Here is a 24,373-nt window from a genome sequence, read left to right as displayed (position 1 = left end):
CTCTCTCAATAAGGCCTATTGCCATGGCGTTGCGTAAATCATCCATCGCTGACCGTGTCTACGATGCGTTGAAAGACGATATTTTCGAGTTTCGCCTTCTTCCCGGCGATAAATTTAGCGAAGGCGATATCGGTGACCGGCTGGAGGCAAGCCGAACCCCGGTGCGCCAAGCGCTTTTTCAGCTCCAGCGAGAGGGGTATGTCGATGTGCTCTTTCGCAGCGGCTGGCAGGTGAAGCCGCTGGACTTCCAGAAGATCGCTGAACTCTACGACCTACGCATTACTCTGGAACAGGCGGCCGTTCACAAGCTTTGTGCCCTGCCTGAAAAGCCGCTGGTGCTGCGAACTTTACGCGATATCTGGAATCCCGCCAGCCACGCTGATCGGGCGGTGGGCAGTACGGTTCGTGCACTGGATGAAAGTTTCCATGGCGATTTAGTGGTGGCCGCTGGCAATCAGGAGATGAGCCGTATTCATCGTGAAATTACCGAGCGCCTGCGCGTCATTCGACGCTTGGACTTCACCCGCGATGACCGGGTTGATGCCACCTATCGCGAACACGCCGCCATTCTGACGGCTCTTGACGAAAACGATGCTCAGCTCGCCGCCCAACGCCTGGGGTCGCATATCCGAAGCAGCCATGGCGCCGTTCAGGAAATCACCATGGAGCGCCTTCGTGAAGCTGCCGAAGAGCAGCGCCAACGCAGCGCTAGCGCTTAAAAAAAGCGCCCTAGGTTAACCCAGGGCGCTTATCAGCCACGCGTCCAATGTTGAGACGATACCGTCTACTCGGCAATAGCGCGCTTGCGACGCTTCTTCAGCAGCGGCAGACCCAGCGACAGCAGGGCAATCAGCAGCAGAGAGAGCGAGATTGGCTTATCAATAAACGTCATCCAGTCACCGCCAGAGATCTGCAGCGCACGGCGCATGGATTCTTCCATGATATTGCCCAGAATCAACGCCAGGATCAGCGGCGCCGCCGGGAAGCCAAACAGACGCATGCCCAAGCCCAACAGGCCAAAGCCCAACAGCAGCAACAGATCAAACACGCTAAAGCTCATGCCATACACGCCGATCATGCAGAAAATCAGAATCAGTGAGAGCAGCAGCGGCTTGGGCAGGTCGAGGATTTTGGCAATCAGCGGGATCAGCGGCAGGTTCAAGACCAGCAGGAAGATGTTGCCGATATACATACTGGCTACCACACCCCAGAACACATCCGGGCGTTGCTCAAGCATCATCGGGCCTGGTGTAACGCCCATCACCAGTAGCGCACCCAGCAGTACCGCCGTGGTGCCCGAGCCCGGTACACCCAAGGTTAAAAGCGGTACAAACGAGCCGGTACACGCCGCGTTGTTGGCTGCTTCCGGCGCCGCAACGCCTTTAATATTACCCTTACCGAAGGTGTCACCGTCTTTGGCAAGACGCTTTTCCATGCTGTAGCCCAGAAACGAGCCAATCGTCGCCCCCGCGCCCGGCAGTACGCCAGTAAAGAACCCAAGTACAGAGCTACGGCTGACAGGGCCTGCAATCTCTTTTACTTCACTTCGAGTGAGTTTTAACGAACCAATGGCATTACGCGGGGCTTCTTTACCGCCACCGCCGCGCAGCAGCATGTAGAACACTTCGGCTAACGCAAAGATACCCAATGCCACGACCAGGAAGTCGATGCCATCCAGCAGTTGAATAGAGCCAAAGGTAAAGCGCTCGGTACCGGTTTGCAGGTCGATGCCCACAATCGAGATGATCACCCCGACCACAGCGGCGATGAGGCCTTTGATCAGCGACTTATCCGACAATGAGACCACGGCGGTTAAGCCCAGCACCATTAATGCAAAGTACTCAGCAGGGCCAAAGCTGACCGCTACCTTGGAGAGCAAGGGCGCGACCAGCATCAAGAAGATAACCGAGATGGTCCCCCCCACAAACGAGGAGTAGGCGGCAATGGCCAGCGCTTTACCCGCCATGCCTTTTTTGGCCATTGGGTAGCCATCAAAAGACGTGGCGACCGTACCTGCAACGCCCGGGGCATTGAGCAGGATAGAGGAGGTGGAACCACCGAAAATGGCGCCATAGTACACCCCTGCCATTAGGATCAAGCCGGATGAAGGCTCCATGGCAAAGGTGATAGGAATCATTAAAGCCAGCGCGCTGATCGGCCCAAGGCCGGGCAGCATGCCGATAATCGTACCGGCAAACACACCGGCAAATACGTAAGCGATATTGATAGGCTCAAGCGCGATGCCGAAGCCGTACATCAAATTATTTAAGGCATCCATGGGATCTACTCTCTTAAAAACTAGCTTAAAAACCAGCTTAAAAACCAGCCCAGAAACGGCGCAGGAGGCATTAGCAAGTCGGCGTTAGAAAGGGATAACACCGGTCGGCAAGTAAACGTCCATCACCTGTGTCATCGTCAGATACAGCGCCAGCACCACCCCTAGCGATGTCACCAGATTGACCACATGACGACGATAGCCGTAGTAAGCCGTTAACCCCGTGCACAAAAGCGTTGAGGCCAGTACAAACCCCAATGGCACCAGCAGTAGCGCATACGCGGCAATGGCCAGTGACGTAACAATCACGCGTCCCCATGGCGTCATCAGCAGCGGGCCTTGTTGCGCGTCGTGATCAATCTCATCGGCACCGGCAAGCGGTGAGGGTTTCTCGAAAAACAGAAACACGGAGAGAATCAGCAGCGAAAAGCCGAGCACTTTAGGGAACAGGTCAGAGTCGACCGGCCGCGGCAAGGGAAAGGTAGGGATTTGCCATGCCATGGCGATATACGCAGCCGCCACTAATGCCAACACCAGCGCTAACCACTGATTGGTATTTAATTTCGTCATTGGAGTTTCTCCGAGGAGCACGTACCTAATCGTCACGAACAGGCATTCCCGGCGGCACAACGAGGCCACCGGGATAACACGCTATAGCACTATAGGTTATTTATTGACGCAGTAGGCCCAATTCGCTTAACACGCCGCTGAACTGCGCTTGCTGCTCATCAAGGAAGACACCGGACTCTTCACTGTTCTGGTAGGCATCGATCCAGCCCAACTGGTCGCGAGCTTCCTGCCAACCATCAGTTTCGAGCATTTCGGCAAACAGGTCCTGATAGTAGGTCACTGCTTCTTCCGGCATATCCGGGGTGCCCATTATGCCGCGCCAAATATCGAAAGTGTAATCCACACCCTGCTCTTGATAAGTCGGCACTTCGGCCAGACCGCCACCCAGGCGCTCCGGTGAAGAGACACCTAGCGCACGGATCTGGCTGCCTTCACCCAGCTGCCCCACCGACTCACCGGCACCGGTAATCACCGCTTCAATATGACCGCCCATCAGGTTGGTCATGGCATCGCCGCCGCCGGAGAACGGAATGTAGTTGACACTTGAAGCCTCAAGGCCCGCTGCGGATGCCAGACCCGCAATAGAGATATGGTCCATGGAGCCAGGCGCACTGCCGCCGCCTACACTTAAGCCAGGATTTTCCTTGAGTGCATCAAACAGGTCGTTGATCGTCTCGTACTCAGAGTCTGCCGACACCAGTACAATGGAGTAGTCAGTAATCAGGCGAGCAACCGGCGTGAAATCAGTGTGGTCATAGCGTGAGGCACCGGCCAGAGGCACCAGAATGATCGGCGGGCTGGTGGCAAACAGCTTGTGCGGATTGCCGCTATCACGAGCGATTTGCGCCCAAGCCACGGCACCGCCGCCGCCTGGTACGTTGATAGCAGCATAGTTCTCGTCAGCAAGCCCTTCTTGCTGAATAACGCGCGATACAGTGCGTACCAGCGTATCCCAGCCGCCACCCGGATTGGCGGGTGCCACGAACTCAACCGATTTGCTCGGTGTCCACTCTTGTGCCTGAACAGAGGTCGTCATGCCTGCCAGGGCAGCCATCGGTAGAGCGATCACGGCTAAGCGCTTCAAGGAAAGTACGGTCATTTGGCGTTCTCCACATATAAATGTTGTTGTGTGGTCCACTGTTATTATGTCGTGGTTACGCCGCGAACGTTAGAAGCGCCGGGCCTTTACGACAAGCTTGTGAACATAAAAAACAAAATGTTCTTTGTGGGCATTTTGTTCATTTTGTTCACAGAGCACGCCAACCAGCTAACCTAAAGCGACTTGAGCCAGCTATGGGCTGCCTCAAGCAGTTGATAGCGCCGCTCTGGCCGCCCCACATCGCCGTAGCCAAGTTCAGCACTGACTCTTTGTTCAGCCACCAAAAACTCCAGGTAACGTCGAGCGGTTGAGCGGCTAGCACCCATAATGCGGGCAACCTGCATGGCGGTTAGCGGCGCCGCCTCGGCGGCCATGGCCTCCCCCACTCGGCGCAGCGTTAGCCGGTCGATGCCTTTGGGCAGCGCGCTGGACGTCGGGCGCGGCGCCTCGCCTGGCTGCAGTCTTTTAAACACGTGATCCAGCTCGTCCTGGTTCATCTCATTACGCCCTGAAAGCGCCTCGCGCTCACGACGAAAACGCGCCAGCATCTGCCCCATGCGGGCAGCTTCAATCGGTTTGATCAGATAATCAAATACGCCCCCACGCAGCGCCTCGCTGATGGTTTCTACCTCACGGGCAGCGGTGACCATCACAATATCCACATGGGTATAGTCACGCCTGATCGCCCATAGAAGCTCCAGCCCTTCCACATCAGGCAGATAGGCGTCCAGCAATACCAGGTGGATAGCGGCAGCCTGTTCCGCCATTAACGCCTTGGCTTCGCTACCGTTACGGGCAACGCCTGCGATATAAAAGCCTTCGTCCTGTTCAACAAACGCTTTATGAATATCGGCAATGCGAAAATCATCTTCGACAATCAGAATGCCGTATTGAGCTGCAGGCATGCTCACTCCTCTTACGGTCGTCATTATTATGGTGAGTCGTGCGTATCAGGTTCAGCGCATAGCGAGCGGTCCAGCACCGCAATAAAGCAGGCTCCGCCCAGTTCGCTCTCCTCAAGCGTGATGGCTCCGCCATGCTGGCGACACAACCTTGCCACCAGCGCCAGGCCGATACCGCTGTGCTTGCCCGTTTTGGTAGAAAAGCCTTCCTCGAATATCGATTCAGCATGTTCAGGGAGCACGCCTGGGCCATTATCCTCTACTTCGAGCAGCAATTGCTCCCCCAGGTCGGTGAAAAACAGCCGCACGCTGGGCATACTGCTATTGGGGCCATTAAGCGCGGCATGGCAGGCATTATCCAGTAGATTACCGACCACGCTCATCATGACTTCTTGTCCAGTGGGCGTTAGTGGGCAGGAGAGCGAGCTCTGCTCGTCGATCTCAAGCGTTACGCCCAGCTCGCGCGCCCTGGTAAGCTTACCCAGCAACGTGCCGCTGAGCACTGTGTCGGCAACATGGCGCATCAAAAAACTCATTTGCGCCTGAGTCCGCTCGGTTTCCTGATGAATCAGCGCCAGCGCTTCATCGATGCGCTCAAGCTGGAGAAGCCCTGAAATGGTATAGAGCTTATTGGAGAACTCATGCGCCTGGGCGCGCAGCATATCCACATCGCGGCTTGCCTGGGTAAGCGCTTGGGAAAGGTCGACAATTTCGCGGCGGCTACGAAACGTGGCCACTGCTCCTTCAATTTCACCCTCATGCAGAATGGGCACCCGATTGACGATGGCCGGGTGATCGCCCAGCCACATCTGCTGGTCAAACTCCTGCTCACCGTGCTTCAGCACTTCCAGTAAACGGGTGTTAGGCACCACGTCCTGAATCGGCAGCCCCAGTATGACGTGCTCATCGGGCAGGTTAAGAAAGCGTTTGGCCTGCTGGTTGACCAGCGTGATGTGGCCATCCCGATTAACCGCCAGAATACCCTCGTGAATGGACTGCAGAATCGCTTCTTTTTCCATCGCCAAGCGGGCGATTTCATAAGGCTCCAGCCCCAAAATGACCTTTTTAAGGTGCTGGGAAAGCCAGTATGCCCCGGCAAACCCCAGCACAATCATCAGCCCGACCAGTGCCCAACCAAAGCTTGTGTAACGGGCAACATCCATCTCGACCCGATCCATCATAAAGCCGACGGAAACGAGCCCGATAATATTGCCCTCTTCATCCCAAACGGGCGTTTTTCCGCGCATGGCGGTGCCTAACGTGCCGGTCGCCTCGGACACGTAGGACTGCCCATAAATCAGCGCCTGGTCGTTATCGCCGCCCACCATCGCCTCGCCAAGGCGCTCAGGCACGGGGTGTGAATAGCGGATCGACTGCGCATTACCCACGACCACATAGCGCGCTCCGGTTTCTATACGCACCCGTTCTGCCAGTGGCTGAATAATCATCGCCGGCTCGGGAGTCGCGAAGGCGCTAACGATTTGGGGCATACCGGCCACTGTTTTCGCCACCGCCAACGCCCGCTCACCCATTTGATGGTTGATGATATCGGCCTTACGATGATTGAGATATGCCCCCTGAGCCAGTAGCATGCCGGCCAGCAGCAACCCCACCAACAACATCACTTGCAAACGGAAACTGCGTTTATACCAACGCCGTTTAGTACGCGTACGGCGCCAGCGCTGTAATTCAGCTAAGGTACGGGGGCGGGAATTAGTCATGGTGGAACTCAAAGTGCGTGACAGCGTCATTATGACATGCGCGGTAAGGGGGCGTTAATCGCCATCTTTTATGTCATTAGGGAGGCGCTGGGTGTTCAGCATATTTAAACGCGTTATTTCGTCGAGCAGTTACCTGTTTGCCAGTACTGCTTTTTTAAGCGTTGTGCTTGTCAGCCCCGCGGTCGCTAACCCTTTTTATGCACCTCCGCCGCCTACCGACGACGCGCCGGTTTTTAGTGGCGATGCTGAACTTGGCTTTACGCACCTTTCCGGCAACACCAATAGCCAGACGCTAATTGGCAAAACCCGCCTGACCTGGCTAACCGGCAATTTTATTCACTCGCTGCGCGGCGAGGTGCGCAACGTGAGCAAGGATGGCGAAACCAGCGCCGAACAATATTTGCTCGCTGCCCGCGAGCGCTACGATTTTAAAGGCCCGCACTATGTCTTTGGATTCGCCCGCTGGGAGAAAGATCGCTTTGCGGGCTACGACCAACAGCTTTCCGTGATTGGCGGGTATGGGCGTCAGCTGTTAGAAGGCTCGCGCCATTCACTCTCGCTTGAGGCCGGTCCTGGTTACCGTAATGACCGCTTGCGGGAAGCTGAGAATGAACAGCTCGCGGTTGCCTATACCGCTCTGGTCTATCACTGGGGGTTTTCGGATTACGCCGATATTGATCAGGAAATGTCGGTGGAATATACCGATAAAAACACCACAGGCAGATCGCTAACCGCGCTCACCGCACGGCTCAACTCTCGCATGTCGTTACGCTTGTCGCATGAGGTTAAGCACAACTCTCAACCGCCGGATGATGCCAGCGAACGTACCGATAACACCACCAGCGCCTCGTTGCTGTACCACTGGTAGCAAAAGCGGCGATGGGTGCGAATGGCCCGCCAGTAGAAGCACTGTCGCTGTTTTCGCAGTGCTTCAATAGGGAGCATTGGCCTGTTTTCCAGCCTTCATTTTAAGCCTCCCCTTTAATCGCGTTCGACTTTGGTCTAGTGGCACGATATACTAGCGCCAGTTTCCTGTCCTCGCGCCATTCAATGAATGGCGCTTTTTTTTTGCTGCGCTTTCCGCATTTGCGCTGTTTCCTCATGTTCCACCCAAGGTGTTCTTATTGATGAACCAACCAACCTCCGGTGCTGAAAGCCCTAAGCACCCATCGCTTGGCGATCCCATCGTACTCACGCTAAGCATCGGATTTATCGTGCTTTTTCTATCACTTTCCTTTTACGACCTGGACCTTGTCGCCGACTCGATCAGCCAGGGTTTTGCCTGGAGCGCGCTGACCTTCGGCACCTACTTCCAGTTTCTGATGCTGTTGACGTTCTTTATCGCCATCGGACTTGTGCTGACCCCAGCCGGCAACGCCAAGATCGGCAACCTGGATAAACCAGAGCTGAGTACCTTCAAGTGGCTTTCGATTATCCTGTGTACGCTACTGGGCGGTGGGGGCGTCTTTTTCGCCGCCGGTGAGCCGATCTATCACTTCGTGAACGTACCGCCTACCTTCGACACCGACCCGGGCGTGGCCGCCGCGGTGCCCGGGGCACTGGCGCAGTCGTTCACTCACTGGGGCTTCGTCGGCTGGGCGATACTGGGTTCGCTCACCGCGATTGTGCTGGCCCACGCCCACTACGTGAAAGGCCAGCCACTGCAACCGCGCACCCTGCTCTACCCGTTATTCGGCGAGCGCGTGATGCGTGGTCCGTTGGGTGGCGTGGTGGATACCTGCTGCGTACTGGCGGTAGTAGCGGGCACCGTCGGGCCGGTCGGTTTTCTGGCTACCCAGGTCAGCCATGGCCTCGAGGTGCTGTTTGGGCTGCCCAACACCTTCGTTACCCGGCTTTTGGTTCTGGCGACCCTGGGCATGGTGTACGTGCTTTCCGCGGTCAGCGGTGTGCACAAGGGCATGCAGCTCTTGAGCCGCTTCAATGTCATGCTGGCGCTGGGCATCGGCGCGGTCATCTTTTTGTTCGGGCCGACACTGTTTCTGTTCAACAGCTACTTTGCCGGCATGGGCACGTATCTGGACGACTTCTTCAAGATGGTCACCACCACCGCGGAAACCGCACCGGCGGATTGGATGCAGTGGTGGATCGTGTTCTTCTACGCTTGGTTCATCGCCTTTGCGCCCTTGATGGCGATCTTCGTGGCGCGTATCTCCCGCGGGCGCACCATTCGCGAGATGATCCTGGCCGTGGCGGTCATCGCTCCCATCGCCACCACGGTCTGGTTCACGCTGCTGGGCGGCTCGGGCATTTACTACCAACTGACCGGCGTGATCGATCTGACCGATGCGCTGACAAACTTTCAGTTCGACATCGCCACGCTCGCCTTGGCCCAGGCATTGCCCGGCGGCACCTGGATGGCGCTGGCGATCCTGCTGCTGACGACCATCTTCGTGGCCACCACCGGCGACTCCATGAGTTACTCCATTGCCATGGTCGGTGCGGGCCACGACGAGCCCAGCCCGTTTCTACGCGCCTTCTGGGGCGTGACCATGACGATCATGGCCGCGGTACTGCTGGCCATGCGTGAAGGCCAGATCGCCGCGCTGCAGCAGTTTATCGTGATTACCGCCGTGCCGGTATCGCTGATTCTGCTGCCCTCACTCTGGGATGGCCCCAAGGCAGCGTTTGCCATGGCGCGTGAGCAGGGGATTATTGACTAACCGCTAGCCCAGCACCTGCTGCGTATGAGGCGAATCTGATCGCCTCATACGCTATGATCACCATGATGAACAGGTGATCAGGAGCATCCCCTTTGGCCTCACGCAACCTTCCTTCAACCGCCGCTATGCAGTGCTTTGAGGCGGCAGCGCGCCATATGAGTTTTACCCGGGCGGCCGATGAGCTAAGCCTGACCCAAAGTGCCGTCAGCAAGCAGGTCGCCCACCTTGAATCAGCGTTGCAACATAAGCTGTTTCGCCGCGTAAGACGCACGCTTGTGCTCACGCCAGAGGGCGCCATCTTTTTAAGCGACGTGCGCAAGGTACTCGCCCAGATTGAGATGTCGACCCACACCATCATGACTTATAGCGGCAACAGTGAAGTACTTAAAGTAGCCACTCTGCCAAGCTTTGGCAGCCGCTGGCTAGCGGACAAGCTTCCCCCCTTTTTAGCCGCCAATCCGGGCATTAGTCTGGAGTTTCACGACCGGGTGGAAGACTTTGATCTTGAGCAACAGGATATTGATATTGCGTTGTTTTACGGTCACGGTAGTTGGCCTAACCTTGCCTGCCATAAGCTGGTGAATGAGGAGATGGTCGCGGTTGCCGCCCCATCGCTTCTGGCTCGGCACCCCATCCATACTGCGAGCGACTTGGCCCAGTTGCCACTACTTCACCTATCTACCCGCCCGGATGCCTGGCACCACTGGTTTGCAGGTCAAAAGATCACCACTGATCGCAGCTACCACGGTACCCGCTTTGAAACCTTTCCCATGCTAGTACGCACCGCCATGGCCGGCGGCGGCGTTGCCTTAGTGCCTCATTTTACCGTGGATGAAGAGCTGGCCGCCGAACGCCTTGTGCTCGCATGGCCGCATCGGTTGTACAGCGAAAGTGCGTATTATCTTGTCTACCCTGAGCACCTGGGCGAGCTGGGCAAAGTACGTCGGTTTGTGGCGCATATAACGGCGAGTGCCGAATGCCGCGTATAAACAACTCAGGCTGCCTGCTAGGCAGCCTGAGTATCAACCGCATGCTGGAAAGTGGATTAAACCGCTAATGACGCCAGCACACGCTGCTTAGAAGCCTGCTCCCTTTCGGCATAAAGCGCCAACTCATCAGTCACCGGGGCGCCGAGCGCCTCTTCAAACGCTTCACGATTGGCATTGCCCGCATAGGCTTCGTTTTCGCCGCCGCCTAGGTTTGACTGAAAGATACCCGCCGCACTGACCGGCAAGAAGTCTTCATAGGTAATCGGCTGTGCTTCCACCAGGCCTTTGGCAATTAGGGCGTCCATATCGGTACTGGCATCGCCTGTAGCAACTTTTCCGGCTTCTGTGAGGTGATAGTGGAAGTAGGCCAGACCTTCGCGGCGCATTGCCTCATCGCTGTCCGGCATGGTGGTAAAGACCTTATCCATAACGGCTTGGTGAGCGTTGTTATCAAGTCCCGCCGTTTGTTGACGACCTTCATTCAGCAGTTGGTCATAAAGCGCGCGTCCTTTCGGCGTTAGCGCCATGCCACGCTGCTCAATTTCGCCAAAGCGAGCAGTGTGCGTGCCTTGGTTATCGCCTGCAAAGCGGATCGACTCCTCTAACGCTTTAAAGCTTGTCTGACGCAGCAAAATGGGCGCTTCACGGCGCGGCGGGCCTTCGATGACAGCCTTCGGGTTCATACCGACGCTTGGCATGCGGCGCTGCACTTCATCGATATCCAACGTGCGCGGCGTTAAATGGTTGATATGCGGTCCACGAAAACACACCACATCGGCGATCAGGCGGTGTTCATCGCTCAGCGCTTGATAAGTATCCAGATCGACCGTGGCATCCTGGTGCCAACGAAACGTTTCCAAGGCCTCTGTAACAAACTGACCTGCTTCCTCTGAGGTTAACCCGCCTTGTGACTCAAAGCGTTCAATCAGCTCACGCACTTTGGGGGTAAAAATATTTCGTTGGGCGAGGATTTCCTCAGCACGCTGGCGCAGCAGCGCACTATCGATAAGTTCCAGGCGCAGCAGCGAGGTAAAAATACGGAACGGGTTACAGGCCAGCGCATCATCCTCAATAGGGCGAAACGCGGTGGAGTGAACCGGCACCCCAGCTTCAGAAAGATCGTAATAGCCCACCGGATACATGCCCATCACGGCAAACAGGCGGCGCAGCGTGGATAGCTCTGCGGCTGAACCCACGCGAATCGCTCCGTGGCGCTCTACGCTCAGGCGCGCAAGCTCGCCCTGAGCCTCCAGGCGACGGCGTAACTCTGGCTGCTGGCGAAGCGTCTCCTGATTGACCTGCTCAACCAACGTTAGCAGCGTGCCGTATTGAGGGACTTCCGTTTGGTACATCGCCGACATGGCGCTGGAGAAGCGATCACGAATAACATTGGTGGCTAAAAACGAAGACTGAGTCATTTTACAGCTCTCTGTGACATCCAATTCAGTATGGACCCCATGGCCGACAAGGGAAGGTTCATTGCCATTATTTTCCTGCCGTTCAGGGGTGAATGGCGTTATCAAAGCAAATTACCAGACAAGACCACAAACGAAAAAAAACGCTTAACGCATGCCAAATTGGAATGCATAAGCAGAGAAGCACGCACTCTAAACCGTCATATCGAAAGGCAGGTCAAAAAAAGGAATGGATAACAGTTATGAAATAGCAGAGCAACGCTACAGGATCTCCAGCAAACGCAGGATCATCTGCGGCTGCTGGTTAGCTTGGGCAAGAATCGCCATGCCCGCCTGCTGGAGAATTTGTGCGCGGATCAAGTTGGAAACTTCCCGGGCGTAATCTGCATCCTGGATGCGCGACTGGGCCGCTGATAGATTGACGATATTGTTGTTGAGCCCGTCGATGACGCTTTCAAAGCGGTTTTGCATCGCGCCAAAGTAACTACGCTGCCCGGCGACTTGCCAATAACAACGTCAGTGACGTATTTATCGGCCTGAACGGGTAAAGCATTAATTATTTTTACCGCTCATGCTTTATTGTTAATGAGCGCCCACTAGCGGCCAACACTTCATCGATAGGGAGCCTGACGTAATCATACTCAAGGTATCCCTGATCCATTAACTCGCCATTCCACGCCACAATATCCAGATCCATGGTTCGTGGGCCTGATTTATTCAGACCTCGTACGCGACCCAAGCGGTTCTCGACCGCTTTTAAATACAGCCGAAATGCTGCATAGGGAAGCGGCGTGCGCACCAATAGCGCGGCATTGAGAAAATCGGCCTGCTGTAAAAAGCCAACAGGGGAGGTACGGATTGGCTGAGAGTGCGTGACCAGGTCGCATTCGCTGTTTAAAAGAGACAACGCTCGTGTGACATTCATCTCAGGTTCAATATTCGAGCCTATCGAGATGAGGCATTCATGCAGCCGTGTATCTCGCCCGGCTCGTAACGCCGTTGTTGACATAACGATTACTCAACTAGAGAGAAGTCGAAATATTCTTAATCACTGTAATGATCATACCTCAGACTAGCGCTATGCTCTAAGTGTGCAAGCAACCAAACAACTAATAACAAACGCAAGATAAACGAAGCACGCCATATAATGATTAAAGACAGGGATAACAATGACGACTAAAGCAGCATTAGTGACCGGGGGCGCTACCCGTTTGGGACGGCATTTTTCAGAAGCGTTAGCAGATGCAGGTTATGATATTGCACTCCACGTTAATAGCTCACGAGATGAAGCTGAAGAGGTAGCATGCACTATCCGCAACAAAGGGCGCGAGTGCGAAATACTGCCCTGTGATTTTTTGCACGATCCGCTGGATACACTGATTGAAGCCGCCATACGGCGCTTTCCGCATTTAGATGTGCTGGTTAATAGCGCCTCCACTTACCAAGCCGCACCCATTGCTCAAACGGACATGGCACTCCTGGAGACGCAGTTTCGCGTCAACCTATTTACCCCGCTGTTGTTAATTCAACATTTTGCTAACGCGGTGTCTAACGGCTGTGTGGTGAATATCATTGACAATAAAGTGGCCTATCATCAATACCCTTATGCGGCGTATTTGTTGTCTAAAAAGGGGCTGAAAGAGATGACCCAAATGGCCGCACTCGAATTCGCACCGCGTATCCGGGTCAATGGTATTTCTCCCGGCGTAGTACTGCCCACTTCCCAGCGTAGCCACGACTATATTGCATGGCGTCTGGAAGGCATCCCCCTTAACCGGCAGGGAACGCCCGCCCACTTAACAAAGGCGCTGTACTACCTGCTGGAAAACGATTTTGTTACCGGCCAAGTGTTATGTGTCGATGGAGGTGAGTCGATCTACCTGGAAGGCAGGCATTCGGAGAACTATCTAGAGTAACAACCAAATTAACAGCCGTTCCAAGAACATTTCTAACAACGTAGAACGCAGTGGGGCCGCCCAAAGGCGGCCCCAAAACGCAAAGTAGGTGTGCTAACGCCTAAGCATTAGACATCGTCACCCGTGGGTAGATTTTGCTCAGTCGTCTCACTAGACTTATCTTTCCGGCGAGGTGAAAAACGGTCATCTACCTCACTTTCACCTGCCTTTGGCTGCCCAGCAGGGCTACCATCGATAGTGAAGTCCTGCTGCATAATGCGCAGGTTGGCAGGCGGCGCTGAACCGGACTTGTCCTGACCGAAGTACATCGTGGTATGCGGGAACGGTATCTCAATGCCCGCCTGATCAAAGCGCAGCTTGACCAGACGATTATACGCCCGACCAACACCCCACTGATCGCCCGGCGTGGTTTTGATAACCACACGAATATTGACGGCGCTGTCGCCCAGGCTTATAACACCGGCGACCGTCAGATCAGCAAGGATCTTATAGCCATACTCTTCGCTGGCTTTCAGATCATTAAAGGCAAGCTGGAGCTGCTCAATCGCATCATCAATGCTCTCACGATAAGCAATGCCGTACTCACCGACATGGTTACCGTAGTCGCGCATGTAGTTAGAAACGGTGTCAACGCTTGAGAAGGGAATGATGTGATAGGTGCCCGAAAGATCCCGAATGCCTACCGAACGAATGCTTAATCGTTCTGCAGTCCCGGTGATGCCACCCAGCGTTACCACATCGCCTGTATTCATGGCATTCTCGATCTGAATGAAGACCCCGGTAATAACATCCTGTACCAGCCTCTGCGCACCGAAACCAATAGCTAAACCCAGCACCCCGGCACCGGCAATCAGCGGGCCGATGTTAATGCCGATTTCGGACAGTAGGATCATCCCGGTAATCGTGAGCATGGCGATAGCCAGCGCGTTGCGGAACAGGCTCAATAGCGTTTTAGCTCGAGGAGAGGGCTCACCACCGCCGGTTTCCGGATTGAGCTTATGCTCAATCAGGCTCGCAAGTCCTAACCACACGCCCAGCGCAACAATCAGAATCAAGACAATGCTGACCAGTCGCCCTACCAGCATCGTTCCGCGTTCAGAAGCGTACCAATTGGCTAGATTGAACGCACCCCAGGCATCCAGCACCACCATGATAACGACGACCAGGATGATGGTGCGTAGCACACGCAGCGCGTTGGGAACGTAGCTGTTAAGACGCGGCTCAAGCAGCGGCAACTTACGACGCAAATCGTCCGACAGGCGAATGCGATGCCCAATCGTTTGGGTCAGGAAGGTCGATACCAGAAGCCCTATAACCACCGCAGCCAATGTTTTCAGTGTTGCAAAAAGCACGAAAGGCAGTGCATCGCCAGGGCGCGTCAGTATCAAAACGAAGACCATTAAGAAGTAGATCAGCGCAAAAAAGTGCCAGGTACGTGCAAAGAGCTGAAGCGATACACGGCTTGCCACCATCGACGTATTGGCCGCCGCATCATTCAAGTGCCCTCGGATGCGAATACGGTTCTTGAGCACCACACTGACCGCATAAACAAAGGCCACAATCATAATTAATGTGCCAACCGCTTGGCCTACGCTGGCAGCCAGGTAGAAATTGATCAGCGGCACGGCAACCATTAGTCCGTAACCGACCATGCCGATAAGACGTGCTATCCAACGGTTCCAGTAGGAGGCTTCACCGGTTGAAATTGGCAACAATCGCAGGCCTTCGTAGTGTGAGGAAAACAGCATCCGCATCACTGCTTTCATCAACTCAATGACCAGAAAGGCATTGAGAAACAGCGAAGCCCTCGTGGAAAGCTCGCCCGTTTCACCAATCGCGAACGTGGCCACCAGGTTACCGCCCACGTACGCAAGCCCTACCAATATAAAGTCAATAAGTGCCGCAATAATGACGCAGCAAATCAAGCGCAGCACTGGCGTCATTCCGGCGCCATTGAGCGACCATTTGCTCACCCGCGTAAAGGCAGACCTGGCCATCCGACGTAGTGCGAAGAAAATCACGAAGGTCGCAACGATCACGAGGCCCAGATTAATCGCGGCCTGGACGAAAGCTGACGAATCAAAAGCACTCGCGCCTTGCCCGGTAAACAGGTTACCCATGATGGAAAAAGCTTGCTCAATCTGCAGGCCAATATTACTGACAACATCGCTTGTCAGCTCCGCCAACTGGCGCGGCAATGAGACATCCTCTGGAGCCAAATCGCTTCCTTGAGCGGCGGCTTCAGGGGATAACTCAGCCTCTAAACCGGCGGGCAACGCGGATGCCTGTTGACGTAATACATCAATTAGCTCTTGGCGCGACTGCTCATTTTCGAGGAGATCAGCAAGTGCTTCGTAAGAAGCGGGCACTTCCGCTGGAGGCGATGCACGATCACTTTCGACCGTCGTCGTTTGGGCTAATACCGGCGTGGCAAAAAACACAAGCAGTGTCATTAGCCAAATACCTAGCCAGGGAAATATACGTATTGACGTCACGCCTGTACCTCCGTTAGAGAAATGCTTTCTTAAATTTAATTGCTAGCCTGCTTTATGCAACTACAAATGCACGCACCAAGCAGGCTGATAACGTATAAAGCGTACAGCGTAACATGGGAACATAATAAGGTCTGGCCGTTAACTTGACGCAACTAACCCGTGATCGCGTGACGCTCAATTCTGACAAAGCGGTAACAGCCACTGATTTGCAAGGCCCAGCACCACGCCATAGCGTACGCCCTTGGCAACCACAATCCACAAAAAAGCACGCCACCAGGGAAGCCGAAACAATCCGGCCAGTACCGTCAGTGGGTCGCCCACCACCGGCAGCCAGGAAAGCAGTAGGCTGGCCTCGCCAAGCTTGTGATACCAGCGCTCGGCCTGGGCAAGGCGTTTGGGCGATGCAGGGAACCACCGGCGATCCTGAAACTGACGTGCATAGCGGCCCATCGCCACATTGACCAGACTGCCCAGCGTATTACCCGCCGTTGCTACCGCCCAGAGTAAAATAGCCGGCTCCCCCAAACACCAAAGTCTGGCAAGCCAAACTTCAGAGCCGCCAGGCAGCAGGGTCGCACTAACAAACGCAACAAGGAAAAGACTCAGCATGCAACGGGTGGCCGAACGTTACTGCGGCACCTGGCCCCCAAGTTGAGCGGTAATTTCATCGGCGACCTGGCGCACCAGCTTACCCAGCGCCAGCAGGCGTGCTTCAGGGATACGCGCCATGGGGCCTGAAACAGAAATAGCCGCCAGCGGCGTGGCGTGCTCGTCGAAGATACAGGCCGCGACGCAATGCAGGCCAATGGCGTGCTCCTCGCGGTCACAGGCAAAACCTTGATCACACACCTGGTGCATTTCGGCGGTCAGTGCGTCTGGACTGCACAGTGTATTGTCGGTAACACGGGTGAGTTCACGGTTATCCAAAAAGCGAGCGCGTTCGTCAGTGGGCATCCATGCCAACAGCGCTTTACCCACGCCAGAGGCATGCAGCGGGGCGCGTGAGCCCAAGCGGGTAATCATGCGCATCATTTGAGGCGATTCGTGCTGGGCCAGAAATACCGCCGTATCCCCATCGCGGATCCCTAAATTGGCAGTCTCGCCGGTTTCAGCGGTTAAGCGGCGTAGAAAGGGGCGGCTTGATGCCACCACATCGCGAGCTTCTAAAAAGCTGTTACCGATACGGAAGGTTTTGACGTCAATACGCCATAAGCCCTGCTCGTTCTCCTGGCTAACAAACCCCTGGCTTTGCAGAGCCTGGAGCAAGCGGTGGGTGGTAGAAGGTGCTAACTCGGCTTTTTCAGCCACGTCTGACAGCGCAAGCCCTAGTGGGCTTGCCGCTAAAAACTCCAGTAACGTTAAGCCGCGTACCAGCGACTGGCTATGCCCGCCACTCGCTTTAGCGGCATTTGCCGGACGCCCGACCGTCCTACGCTTGGCTTCACTCACCCTGCTCTCTCCTAAAGGCGTAAAGAGTAACAGGATAACGTGCCGCAAAGGCCGCTGTCGCGTTTACGGAAACGAATTCCACTAATGGAGGAAGCTAGCGAATGGCAGAACATCGCTATAGATAGAAAACGGCCACAGGCGTGGCCGCCGACATTACGCCACTCCTTGGCGCCGCTATCAGGCCTTCTCGCGATGGTTATAACCCAGCGGATGGGGCTGGCCACGCTCTTTGGCAAGATCAATTTGGCGCTGACGCTCACGGGCGGCGGCGCGAGTTTTCTCGGGCAGCGAGTTGATGCAGTGTGGGCAGCTAATCCCAGGCTCGTAGGCTGATGACTGCATGTCGTCTTCGGAAATCGGCATACGACAGGCGTGGCACTGTTCGAACAGGCCTTCACTCAGGTCGTGACGCACGGTAACGCGGTTATCGAACACAAAGCACTCGCCACGCCATAACGACTGCTCTTCCGGGACTTTCTCCAGATAGTTCAAAACGCCGCCCTTGAGGTGGTAGACCTCGTCAAACCCCTCTTTGAGCATAAAGCTGGAGGCTTTTTCACAGCGAATACCGCCGGTGCAGAACATGGCGACTTTTTTATGCTTCTCTGGGTCGTAATGCTCACGCACGTAGTCGGGAAACTCACGGAACGTGGTGGTTTTTGGGTCAACCGCGCCTTCGAAGCTGCCAATCGCCACTTCGTAATCATTGCGAGTGTCGATCACCAGCACTTCGGGGTCTGAAATCACCTCGTTCCAGTTTTCAGGCTCAACATAGGTACCAACGGTGTTGTTAGGATCAATGCCTGGTACGCCCAGCGTCACGATCTCTTTTTTGAGCTTAACCTTGGTGCGATAGAACGGGGTTTCGTCGCAGTAAGACTCTTTATGGTCGATATCGGTCAAGCGCGGGTCAGCGGTCAGCCAGCCAAGCAGTGCATCAATACCTTCGCGAGTCCCCGCGACGGTGCCATTGATGCCCTCTTTAGCGAGCAGCAGCGTGCCTTTAACATCATGATCGACCATGGCTTGGCGCAGCGGCTCACGCAGCGCTTCAAAGTCATTTAACGTAACGAATTTATACAATGCTGCCACGACAATACGCGGCATATCGCCAGCTTCAGAAACAGGTGCAGACATAACAAGCTCCAGTAGTCACCCTCGTAAAGGGCGGACCGGGTTAATAAACGCGCATAGTCTAGCGCAAACGGCGCAGCGCTTGAATCCTGCCAGATTGACGCAGGTCACTCGCGGTTTAAAAATTCGTCGATTTAATCGACGTTATCGTGCAGAAACCTTCACCCCACGCCGTGCGGTTTCAGGCGTATATTGAGCGCATTCCTTCAACAGCTACTCCTTCAACACAACTGGGAGCACACCATGAAAATTCGTCGCGCGGATGAGCGGGGCTATGCAGACCACGGCTGGCTGCGTTCGTACCATACGTTCTCGTTTGCCAATTACCATGACCCCAAGCATATGGGCTTTCGCGCCCTACGGGTGATCAACGAAGACCGCGTCGCCGGTGGTCATGGCTTTGGTGCCCACCCGCACCGGGACATGGAGATTATTTCCTACGTGCTGGAAGGCGAAATGGAGCACAAGGACAACATGGGCAATGGCGAGGTCATGCGCCCGGGCGATGTACAGCGCATGTCAGCGGGCACCGGCGTTGTGCACAGCGAGTTTAATCACTCCAAAGAGAACGGACTGCACTTCCTGCAGATCTGGATTGAGCCCAAAGCGCTTGGCATTAAGCCCAGCTACGAGCAGAAAGCATTTCCAGCCGCAGGCCGCCAAAACCAGTGGCGCCTGGTAGCATCACAGCAGGGCCGTGAAGGCTCAGTGAGCCTGAACCAGGACGTTAATCTTTATGCAGGCTCATTTGATGCAGGCGACAGCGTCAAGACACCGGCTACGCGCTATGCCTGGCTGCACGTGGTAAAGGGCGCGGTCGAGGTCAATGGTGAACAGCTCAGTACCGGCGATGCCGCTGCGTTTGAGCCTGGCGACGCGATCAGCGTGACCGGCCAGGATACAAGCGAAGTACTGCTGTTTGATCTTGCTTAGCCCTTTTACTCAGTGCTACCCGCCTTAACAACCCAAACGGCCCCCTTTCGGGAGCCGTTTTTTTACGCCATCAGCCCAGTGTTTTGCGTTGTCACCAAGCCTCGCAGCTGCCAATCAATCCTAGCTATTGTGCGCTGAGTAAAGTGCACGGATTTTCAGCGTGTGCTCTACCTGCCTCAATGCTTCCAGCGCTTGCGGACCGTAAGCTTTGTCGACATCAATGACCACATAGCCGACCTTATCGTTGGTCTGCAGGTACTGGCCCGAGATGTTAATGCCGTTTTCGGACAGCACGCGGTTAATTTCCGACAGTACGCCCGGCACGTTGTCATGAATATGCAGCAAGCGGTGCTTATCGGGGTGGGCAGGCAGCGCCACTTCGGGGAAGTTGACCGAGGTGATCGTGGTGCCGTTATCCGAGTAGGTCGTCAGCTTTTCGGCAACTTCAATACCGATATTTTCCTGGGCTTCGAGCGTAGAACCACCCACATGCGGGGTCAGGATCACATTTTCCAAACCACGTAACGGGCTTTCAAACTCTTCATCGTTACCCTTGGGCTCCACCGGGAACACATCCACCGCAGCGCCGTTGAGATGGCCTGCTTTGATGGCATCCGCCAAGGGTTCAATTTCCACGACACTGCCGCGTGAGGCATTGATGAAGATGGCGCCTGGTTTCATCGCAGCAATCTCTTTCGCGCCAACCATCCAGCGGGTAGAGGGCAAGTCCGGTACGTGCAAGCTCACCACATCCGAGCGGTTTAACAGCTCTTCAAGGCTGGTGACCTGGCTTGCATTACCCATGCCGAGTTTGGTGATGATATCGTAGTAGATAACGTTAAAGCCCAGCGACTCGGCCAGCACAGAAAGCTGCGCGCCGATGCTGCCGTAGCCAACAATACCCAGCGTTTTACCGCGTGCTTCGTGCGAGTTTTTGGCTGATTTCAGCCAGCCGCCCTGATGAGCACGGGCATTTTTTTCAGGGATGCCACGCAACAGCATGATCGCTTCTGCCAATACCAGCTCAGCGACCGAACGAGTATTGGAGTAAGGCGCGTTGAACACGGCAATACCACGCTTTAGCGCCGCATTCAGGTCCACCTGGTTGGTTCCGATACAGAAGCAGCCAACGCCGACCAGCTTCTCTGCCGCTGCAAATACGCGCTCATTAAGCTGGGTACGCGAGCGAATACCGATGAAATGTACATCACGGATCTTTTCGATCAACGATGCTTCATCTAGCGATGTCGGCAGATGCTCGATATTTTCATATCCGGCATTTTGAAAATTGTCCACCGCACTTTGGTGGACGCCCTCGAGTAGCAGGATCTTGATCTTGCTCTTTTCCAGGGACGTTTTAGCCATGGCTGAATCAACCTCTATGGTCGGCGGCGTGCGCCGTGTATCGGTTCACGAAAAGGCCGTATAGTAGCATACCGCACGCCCATCAGGCCGATACGAACTGATGAAATGTGTGCGTTATCAAGATGAAAACAGTGCAAGTCATACGCACAAAGCGGCCTGGGGCAGACGCCACCCCCTGCCCTCGGTGTATACTGTGCGTTTGTCATGGCAGGCACACGCGCAGCCTTTTTGATGGGGCGCCAGAAAACAGTAGGCATTGACCAATGAGCGATACCACACCTTCACCGCAGGATTTTGCGGCCACGGTTGACCAGCTGGAAACCATCGTAGAACGCCTGGAGTCAGGCGAGCTGTCATTGGAAGATGCGCTGGGCGCCTTTGAGCAGGGCGTCCGGTTGACGCGCGACGCCCAGCAACGCCTGGACAGTGCCGAGCTAAAAGTCCGCGCGCTGAGCGAAGATAGCGAAGGCCGTTTAAACGTCACGCCGTTTGCTGATAGTGAATCGCCCAAGGATGCCACTGACGAGGGTAAGGAGACGCCCCCATGGTAGCGACCAACGCCCCCTCATTGACCGCCTTACGTCAGGCCAGCAATGCCCGGGTAGATGCCACGCTAAACGCGCTTTTTGACGAGCGCGCCGTGGTACCGCGGCTTGATAACGCCATGCGCCACGGTCTTTTAGTCGGCGGCAAGCGCTTGCGCCCGCTGCTTGTTTATCTTGCTGGGCAGGCGCTGGGGGCACGCGATAAAGACCTCGACGCCCCGGCCGCCGCCATTGAGCTCATCCACGCCTACTCATTGATTCATGACGACTTGCCCGCCATGGATGACGATGATCTGCGCCGAGGCCAGCCCACCGTGCATATCGCCTATGACGAAGCGACCGCGATTCTGGCAGGCGACGCGCTACAAACCCTGGCCTTTGACGTGCTGGCACGCACCGCTCACCCGCGGCTTGGCAGCCTGATCACGACGCTTACCACGGCGTCTGGCCGTGAGGGCATGGTGGCAGGCCAAGCACTGGACTTGGCGGCTATCGGCGGCCACCCTGACGTGGACGCCCTGGCGCACATGCACGCTCATAAAACCGGTGCGCTGATTGTGGCGGCGGTGCGTATGGGCGGGCTGATTGCCGTTGACGAGAGCGACCCGCGTATAAATGCCCTGACTCGCTACGCGCGCGCCATTGGTCTAGCCTTCCAGATTCATGATGATGTCCTTGATGTGACGGGTGACACCATGACACTCGGCAAAATATCCGGCGCTGACGCTGCACGCGCCAAGCCGACGTATCCCAGCCTGTTGGGGCTGGAAGGCGCGCAACAAAAAGCGCGCACCCTGATTGACGAGGCCATTGCCGCTCTCGCCCCATTAGGCGAGCAAGCCGCCCCCTTGGCCGAATTAGCCCACTATATGATCGAGCGCGACCACTAGATGCCCATGAAGCTGTTCGACGAGATTCCCCGCGAGCGTCCGGCAACGCCGCTGCTCGACTCTTTTGATCATCCCGCTGCGCTGCGGGCCATGAATACCCAGCAGCTTGCCCAACTGGCTGACGAGCTGCGTGCCTACCTGCTTTATAGCGTGGGCGTTTCCGGCGGCCACTTTGGCGCAGGCTTGGGGGTAGTAGAGCTGAGCGTGGCCCTGCACCACGCCTTTCATACGCCCAAGGATCGCCTGGTGTGGGACGTAGGCCATCAGGCCTATCCACACAAGATTCTCACCGGCCGCCGTGAAGCGATGCTCAGCATTCGCCAGCACGGCGGCCTGGCGGCATTTCCGCGCCGTGCTGAATCCGAATACGACACCTTTGGCGTGGGCCACTCGAGCACCTCGATTTCCGCAGCGCTCGGCATGGCGTTGGCTGCTCAGGCCAAAGGCGATAATCGCCGCGTCTGTGCGATTATTGGTGATGGCGCGCTCACGGCGGGCATGGCTTTTGAAGCGCTGGCCCATGCCGGCCACGTCAACGCCAACATGCTGGTCGTGCTCAACGACAACGAGATGTCGATCTCGGAAAACGTCGGTGGCCTGGCGACGTACCTCGCCCGGATGATGTCGAGCAAACCCTATCTAAAAATGCGCGAAGAGGGCAAAAAAGTACTTTCTCATCTGCCAGGCGCATTGGAAATTGCCAAGCGCACCGAAGAGCACATGAAAGGCATGGTCAGCCCCGCCACGCTGTTCGAGGAAATGGGTTTTCACTACATCGGCCCGATTGACGGGCACGACCTTGAGGCACTGACCGAGACGCTGCGTAACCTGCGCGAGCTGGACGGCCCGCAGTTTCTGCATATCAAAACCTGCAAAGGCAAAGGCTTTTTACCCGCCGAGGCGGACCAGATTGGCTACCACGCCATCACCAAACTTGAGAAAGCCAGCGTGGCGCCCGCCCCACCCTTCAAAGCGCCATCCGCCCCCAAGAGAAAGTACTGCAACGTATTCGGCGACTGGCTGTGCGATATGGCCGCAAGCGATTCACGCCTGATAGGGATTACTCCCGCCATGCGCGAAGGCTCCGACCTGATTCGTTTCTCCAAAGAGTACCCAGCGCGCTACTTTGATGTAGCCATTGCCGAACAGCACGCCGTGACGCTCGCGGCGGGCATGGCCTGCGAAGGCATGAAGCCGGTGGTGGCCATCTACTCAACATTTTTGCAGCGCGGCTATGACCAGCTCATTCATGACGTAGCGGTGCAGGAGCTGGACGTCACCTTTGCCATCGACCGGGCAGGGCTTGTGGGTGAAGACGGCCCCACTCACCACGGCAGCATGGATTTGTCCTTTTTACGCTGCGTACCCGGCATGGTCATCCTGGCACCTGCCGATGAAGCCGAGTGTCGCGCCATGTTGAGTGCGGCCTATCATCATCCCGGCCCTGCGGCAGTGCGTTACCCGCGCGGCACTGGCCCCGGCGTGGAAATCCCTGAGCACCTGGAATCGCTTCCGATTGGCAAGGCGGAGGTACGCCGTCAGTCACAAAGCGATGGCGTGCGCATTGCGCTACTCGCGTTTGGTAGCCTGAACACCGCAGCCGCTGAAGTTGCCGAAAAGCTCAACACCACGCATATCAACATGCGCTCTATCAAGCCGCTGGACCGCGACACGGTCCTCCACGCGGCCGACGAGCATGAGCTTCTAATAACGCTTGAAGAGAACGTCGTTGCGGGTGGCGCGGGAAGCGCTGTTAACGAACTGCTCAACGCTGAAGGTGTGCAGGTAGAAGTGCTCAATCTCGGCCTGCCCGACGCATTTGTAGAGCACGGCACGCCGGATGAATTGCTGCGGGACTGTGGTCTGGACGCAGAGGGCATCGAAGCCGCCATTCGCCAGCGGCTGCCTTCACTCTCAAGTTAAAAGCAACACCGTGACTGATCGACAAGCACCCTCATTAGCGAGATAAGCGCCGCCCTATTACGGGCGGCCAT

21 protein-coding genes and 1 pseudogene are annotated in these 24,373 nt (G+C 55.9%); 9 read left to right on the top strand and 13 right to left on the bottom strand.

Annotation, left to right across the window (positions count from 1 at the left end; all coding sequences use genetic code 11):
* The first annotated feature begins 23 nt into the window (after positions 1-23).
* Positions 24-719 (top strand): GntR family transcriptional regulator, encoded by a 696-nt coding sequence (locus tag ACT3TC_RS09345; protein ID WP_087110675.1) that lies wholly within the window; start codon positions 24-26, stop codon positions 717-719.
* Between the two features lie 65 nt (positions 720-784).
* Here ACT3TC_RS09345 and ACT3TC_RS09340 read toward each other — a convergent pair whose 3' ends face one another.
* From ACT3TC_RS09340 to ACT3TC_RS09320, 5 genes are all read right to left on the bottom strand, one after another.
* Positions 785-2,278 (bottom strand): tripartite tricarboxylate transporter permease, encoded by a 1,494-nt coding sequence (locus ACT3TC_RS09340; RefSeq protein ID WP_087110673.1) that lies wholly within the window; start codon positions 2,276-2,278, stop codon positions 785-787.
* Positions 2,279-2,362: 84 nt separating this feature from the next.
* A complete protein-coding gene (locus ACT3TC_RS09335; RefSeq protein ID WP_087110671.1) occupies positions 2,363-2,845 on the bottom strand; it encodes a tripartite tricarboxylate transporter TctB family protein in 483 nt (160 codons plus the stop codon).
* A 100-nt stretch (positions 2,846-2,945) separates the two neighbouring features.
* Positions 2,946-3,944 carry a Bug family tripartite tricarboxylate transporter substrate binding protein gene (locus ACT3TC_RS09330; protein WP_087110669.1) on the bottom strand — a complete coding sequence of 333 codons (999 nt, stop codon included), beginning with the start codon at positions 3,942-3,944 and terminating at the stop codon, positions 2,946-2,948.
* 173 nt (positions 3,945-4,117) lie between these two features.
* Positions 4,118-4,849 (bottom strand): response regulator, encoded by a 732-nt coding sequence (locus ACT3TC_RS09325; RefSeq protein WP_087110667.1) that lies wholly within the window; start codon positions 4,847-4,849, stop codon positions 4,118-4,120.
* A 26-nt stretch (positions 4,850-4,875) separates the two neighbouring features.
* Entirely contained in the window at positions 4,876-6,567 is a 1,692-nt protein-coding gene (locus ACT3TC_RS09320; RefSeq protein WP_087110665.1) for an ATP-binding protein, read from the bottom strand.
* A gap of 133 nt (positions 6,568-6,700) precedes the next feature.
* Between ACT3TC_RS09320 and ACT3TC_RS09315 the strand changes: the two genes are divergently transcribed.
* From ACT3TC_RS09315 to ACT3TC_RS09305, 3 genes are all read left to right on the top strand, one after another.
* Positions 6,701-7,435 carry a DUF481 domain-containing protein gene (locus ACT3TC_RS09315; protein ID WP_087111262.1) on the top strand — a complete coding sequence of 245 codons (735 nt, stop codon included), beginning with the start codon at positions 6,701-6,703 and terminating at the stop codon, positions 7,433-7,435.
* Positions 7,436-7,694: 259 nt separating this feature from the next.
* Complete coding sequence (locus ACT3TC_RS09310; protein ID WP_444639814.1) at positions 7,695-9,248, top strand: BCCT family transporter; 1,554 nt, start codon at positions 7,695-7,697, stop codon at positions 9,246-9,248.
* A 92-nt stretch (positions 9,249-9,340) separates the two neighbouring features.
* Positions 9,341-10,237, top strand: a complete 897-nt coding sequence (locus tag ACT3TC_RS09305) for a LysR substrate-binding domain-containing protein (protein WP_441678046.1) — start codon at positions 9,341-9,343, stop codon at positions 10,235-10,237.
* Positions 10,238-10,293: 56 nt separating this feature from the next.
* On the opposite strand, the gene hglS is transcribed toward ACT3TC_RS09305, so the two are convergent.
* The 3 genes and pseudogenes from hglS to folK all read right to left on the bottom strand — a co-directional run bounded on the left by hglS (position 10,294) and on the right by folK (position 12,661).
* Complete coding sequence (hglS, locus tag ACT3TC_RS09300; protein WP_192527755.1) at positions 10,294-11,655, bottom strand: 2-oxoadipate dioxygenase/decarboxylase HglS; 1,362 nt, start codon at positions 11,653-11,655, stop codon at positions 10,294-10,296.
* A 258-nt stretch (positions 11,656-11,913) separates the two neighbouring features.
* Positions 11,914-12,144, bottom strand: a pseudogene (locus tag ACT3TC_RS09295) (flagellin); the annotation flags it as partial.
* A gap of 70 nt (positions 12,145-12,214) precedes the next feature.
* On the bottom strand, positions 12,215-12,661 hold the full coding sequence (folK, locus tag ACT3TC_RS09290; protein ID WP_192527756.1) for a 2-amino-4-hydroxy-6-hydroxymethyldihydropteridine diphosphokinase: 447 nt from the start codon (positions 12,659-12,661) through the stop codon (positions 12,215-12,217).
* Positions 12,662-12,821: 160 nt separating this feature from the next.
* Between folK and ACT3TC_RS09285 the strand changes: the two genes are divergently transcribed.
* Entirely contained in the window at positions 12,822-13,568 is a 747-nt protein-coding gene (locus tag ACT3TC_RS09285) for an SDR family oxidoreductase (RefSeq protein ID WP_192527757.1), read from the top strand.
* A gap of 107 nt (positions 13,569-13,675) precedes the next feature.
* Here ACT3TC_RS09285 and ybiO read toward each other — a convergent pair whose 3' ends face one another.
* The 4 genes from ybiO to trhO all read right to left on the bottom strand — a co-directional run bounded on the left by ybiO (position 13,676) and on the right by trhO (position 18,649).
* Complete coding sequence (gene ybiO, locus ACT3TC_RS09280) at positions 13,676-16,021, bottom strand: mechanosensitive channel protein (RefSeq protein WP_216657992.1); 2,346 nt, start codon at positions 16,019-16,021, stop codon at positions 13,676-13,678.
* A gap of 216 nt (positions 16,022-16,237) precedes the next feature.
* Entirely contained in the window at positions 16,238-16,672 is a 435-nt protein-coding gene (locus tag ACT3TC_RS09275) for a YqaA family protein (protein WP_172116931.1), read from the bottom strand.
* Positions 16,673-16,690: 18 nt separating this feature from the next.
* A complete protein-coding gene (locus tag ACT3TC_RS09270; protein WP_172116930.1) occupies positions 16,691-17,512 on the bottom strand; it encodes an IclR family transcriptional regulator in 822 nt (273 codons plus the stop codon).
* A 177-nt stretch (positions 17,513-17,689) separates the two neighbouring features.
* Complete coding sequence (trhO, locus tag ACT3TC_RS09265) at positions 17,690-18,649, bottom strand: oxygen-dependent tRNA uridine(34) hydroxylase TrhO (RefSeq protein WP_172116929.1); 960 nt, start codon at positions 18,647-18,649, stop codon at positions 17,690-17,692.
* 240 nt (positions 18,650-18,889) lie between these two features.
* Here trhO and ACT3TC_RS09260 point away from each other — a divergent pair, with 240 nt between their 5' ends.
* Positions 18,890-19,579, top strand: a complete 690-nt coding sequence (locus ACT3TC_RS09260) for a pirin family protein (protein WP_172116928.1) — start codon at positions 18,890-18,892, stop codon at positions 19,577-19,579.
* A gap of 120 nt (positions 19,580-19,699) precedes the next feature.
* On the opposite strand, the gene serA is transcribed toward ACT3TC_RS09260, so the two are convergent.
* Positions 19,700-20,944, bottom strand: a complete 1,245-nt coding sequence (gene serA / locus ACT3TC_RS09255) for a phosphoglycerate dehydrogenase (protein WP_192527758.1) — start codon at positions 20,942-20,944, stop codon at positions 19,700-19,702.
* 263 nt (positions 20,945-21,207) lie between these two features.
* On the opposite strand from serA, the gene ACT3TC_RS09250 reads away from it, so the two are divergent.
* The 3 genes from ACT3TC_RS09250 to dxs are packed head-to-tail and all read left to right on the top strand — an operon-like array spanning position 21,208 to position 24,302.
* Entirely contained in the window at positions 21,208-21,495 is a 288-nt protein-coding gene (locus tag ACT3TC_RS09250; protein WP_172116926.1) for an exodeoxyribonuclease VII small subunit, read from the top strand.
* Entirely contained in the window at positions 21,489-22,379 is an 891-nt protein-coding gene (gene ispA, locus ACT3TC_RS09245) for a (2E,6E)-farnesyl diphosphate synthase (protein WP_192527759.1), read from the top strand. The genes ACT3TC_RS09250 and ispA overlap by 7 nt, the downstream gene beginning before the upstream one ends.
* On the top strand, positions 22,380-24,302 hold the full coding sequence (dxs, locus tag ACT3TC_RS09240) for a 1-deoxy-D-xylulose-5-phosphate synthase (RefSeq protein WP_172116924.1): 1,923 nt from the start codon (positions 22,380-22,382) through the stop codon (positions 24,300-24,302).
* The last annotated feature ends 71 nt before the right edge of the window (positions 24,303-24,373 follow it).

This window comes from Halomonas sp. AOP27-A1-41 (assembly GCF_052378605.1).
In the GTDB taxonomy this organism is placed as follows: domain Bacteria; phylum Pseudomonadota; class Gammaproteobacteria; order Pseudomonadales; family Halomonadaceae; genus Vreelandella; species Vreelandella citrativorans.
Note: the sequence above shows the minus strand (reverse complement) of the source record. Positions and strands in the feature narration are given on the sequence as shown.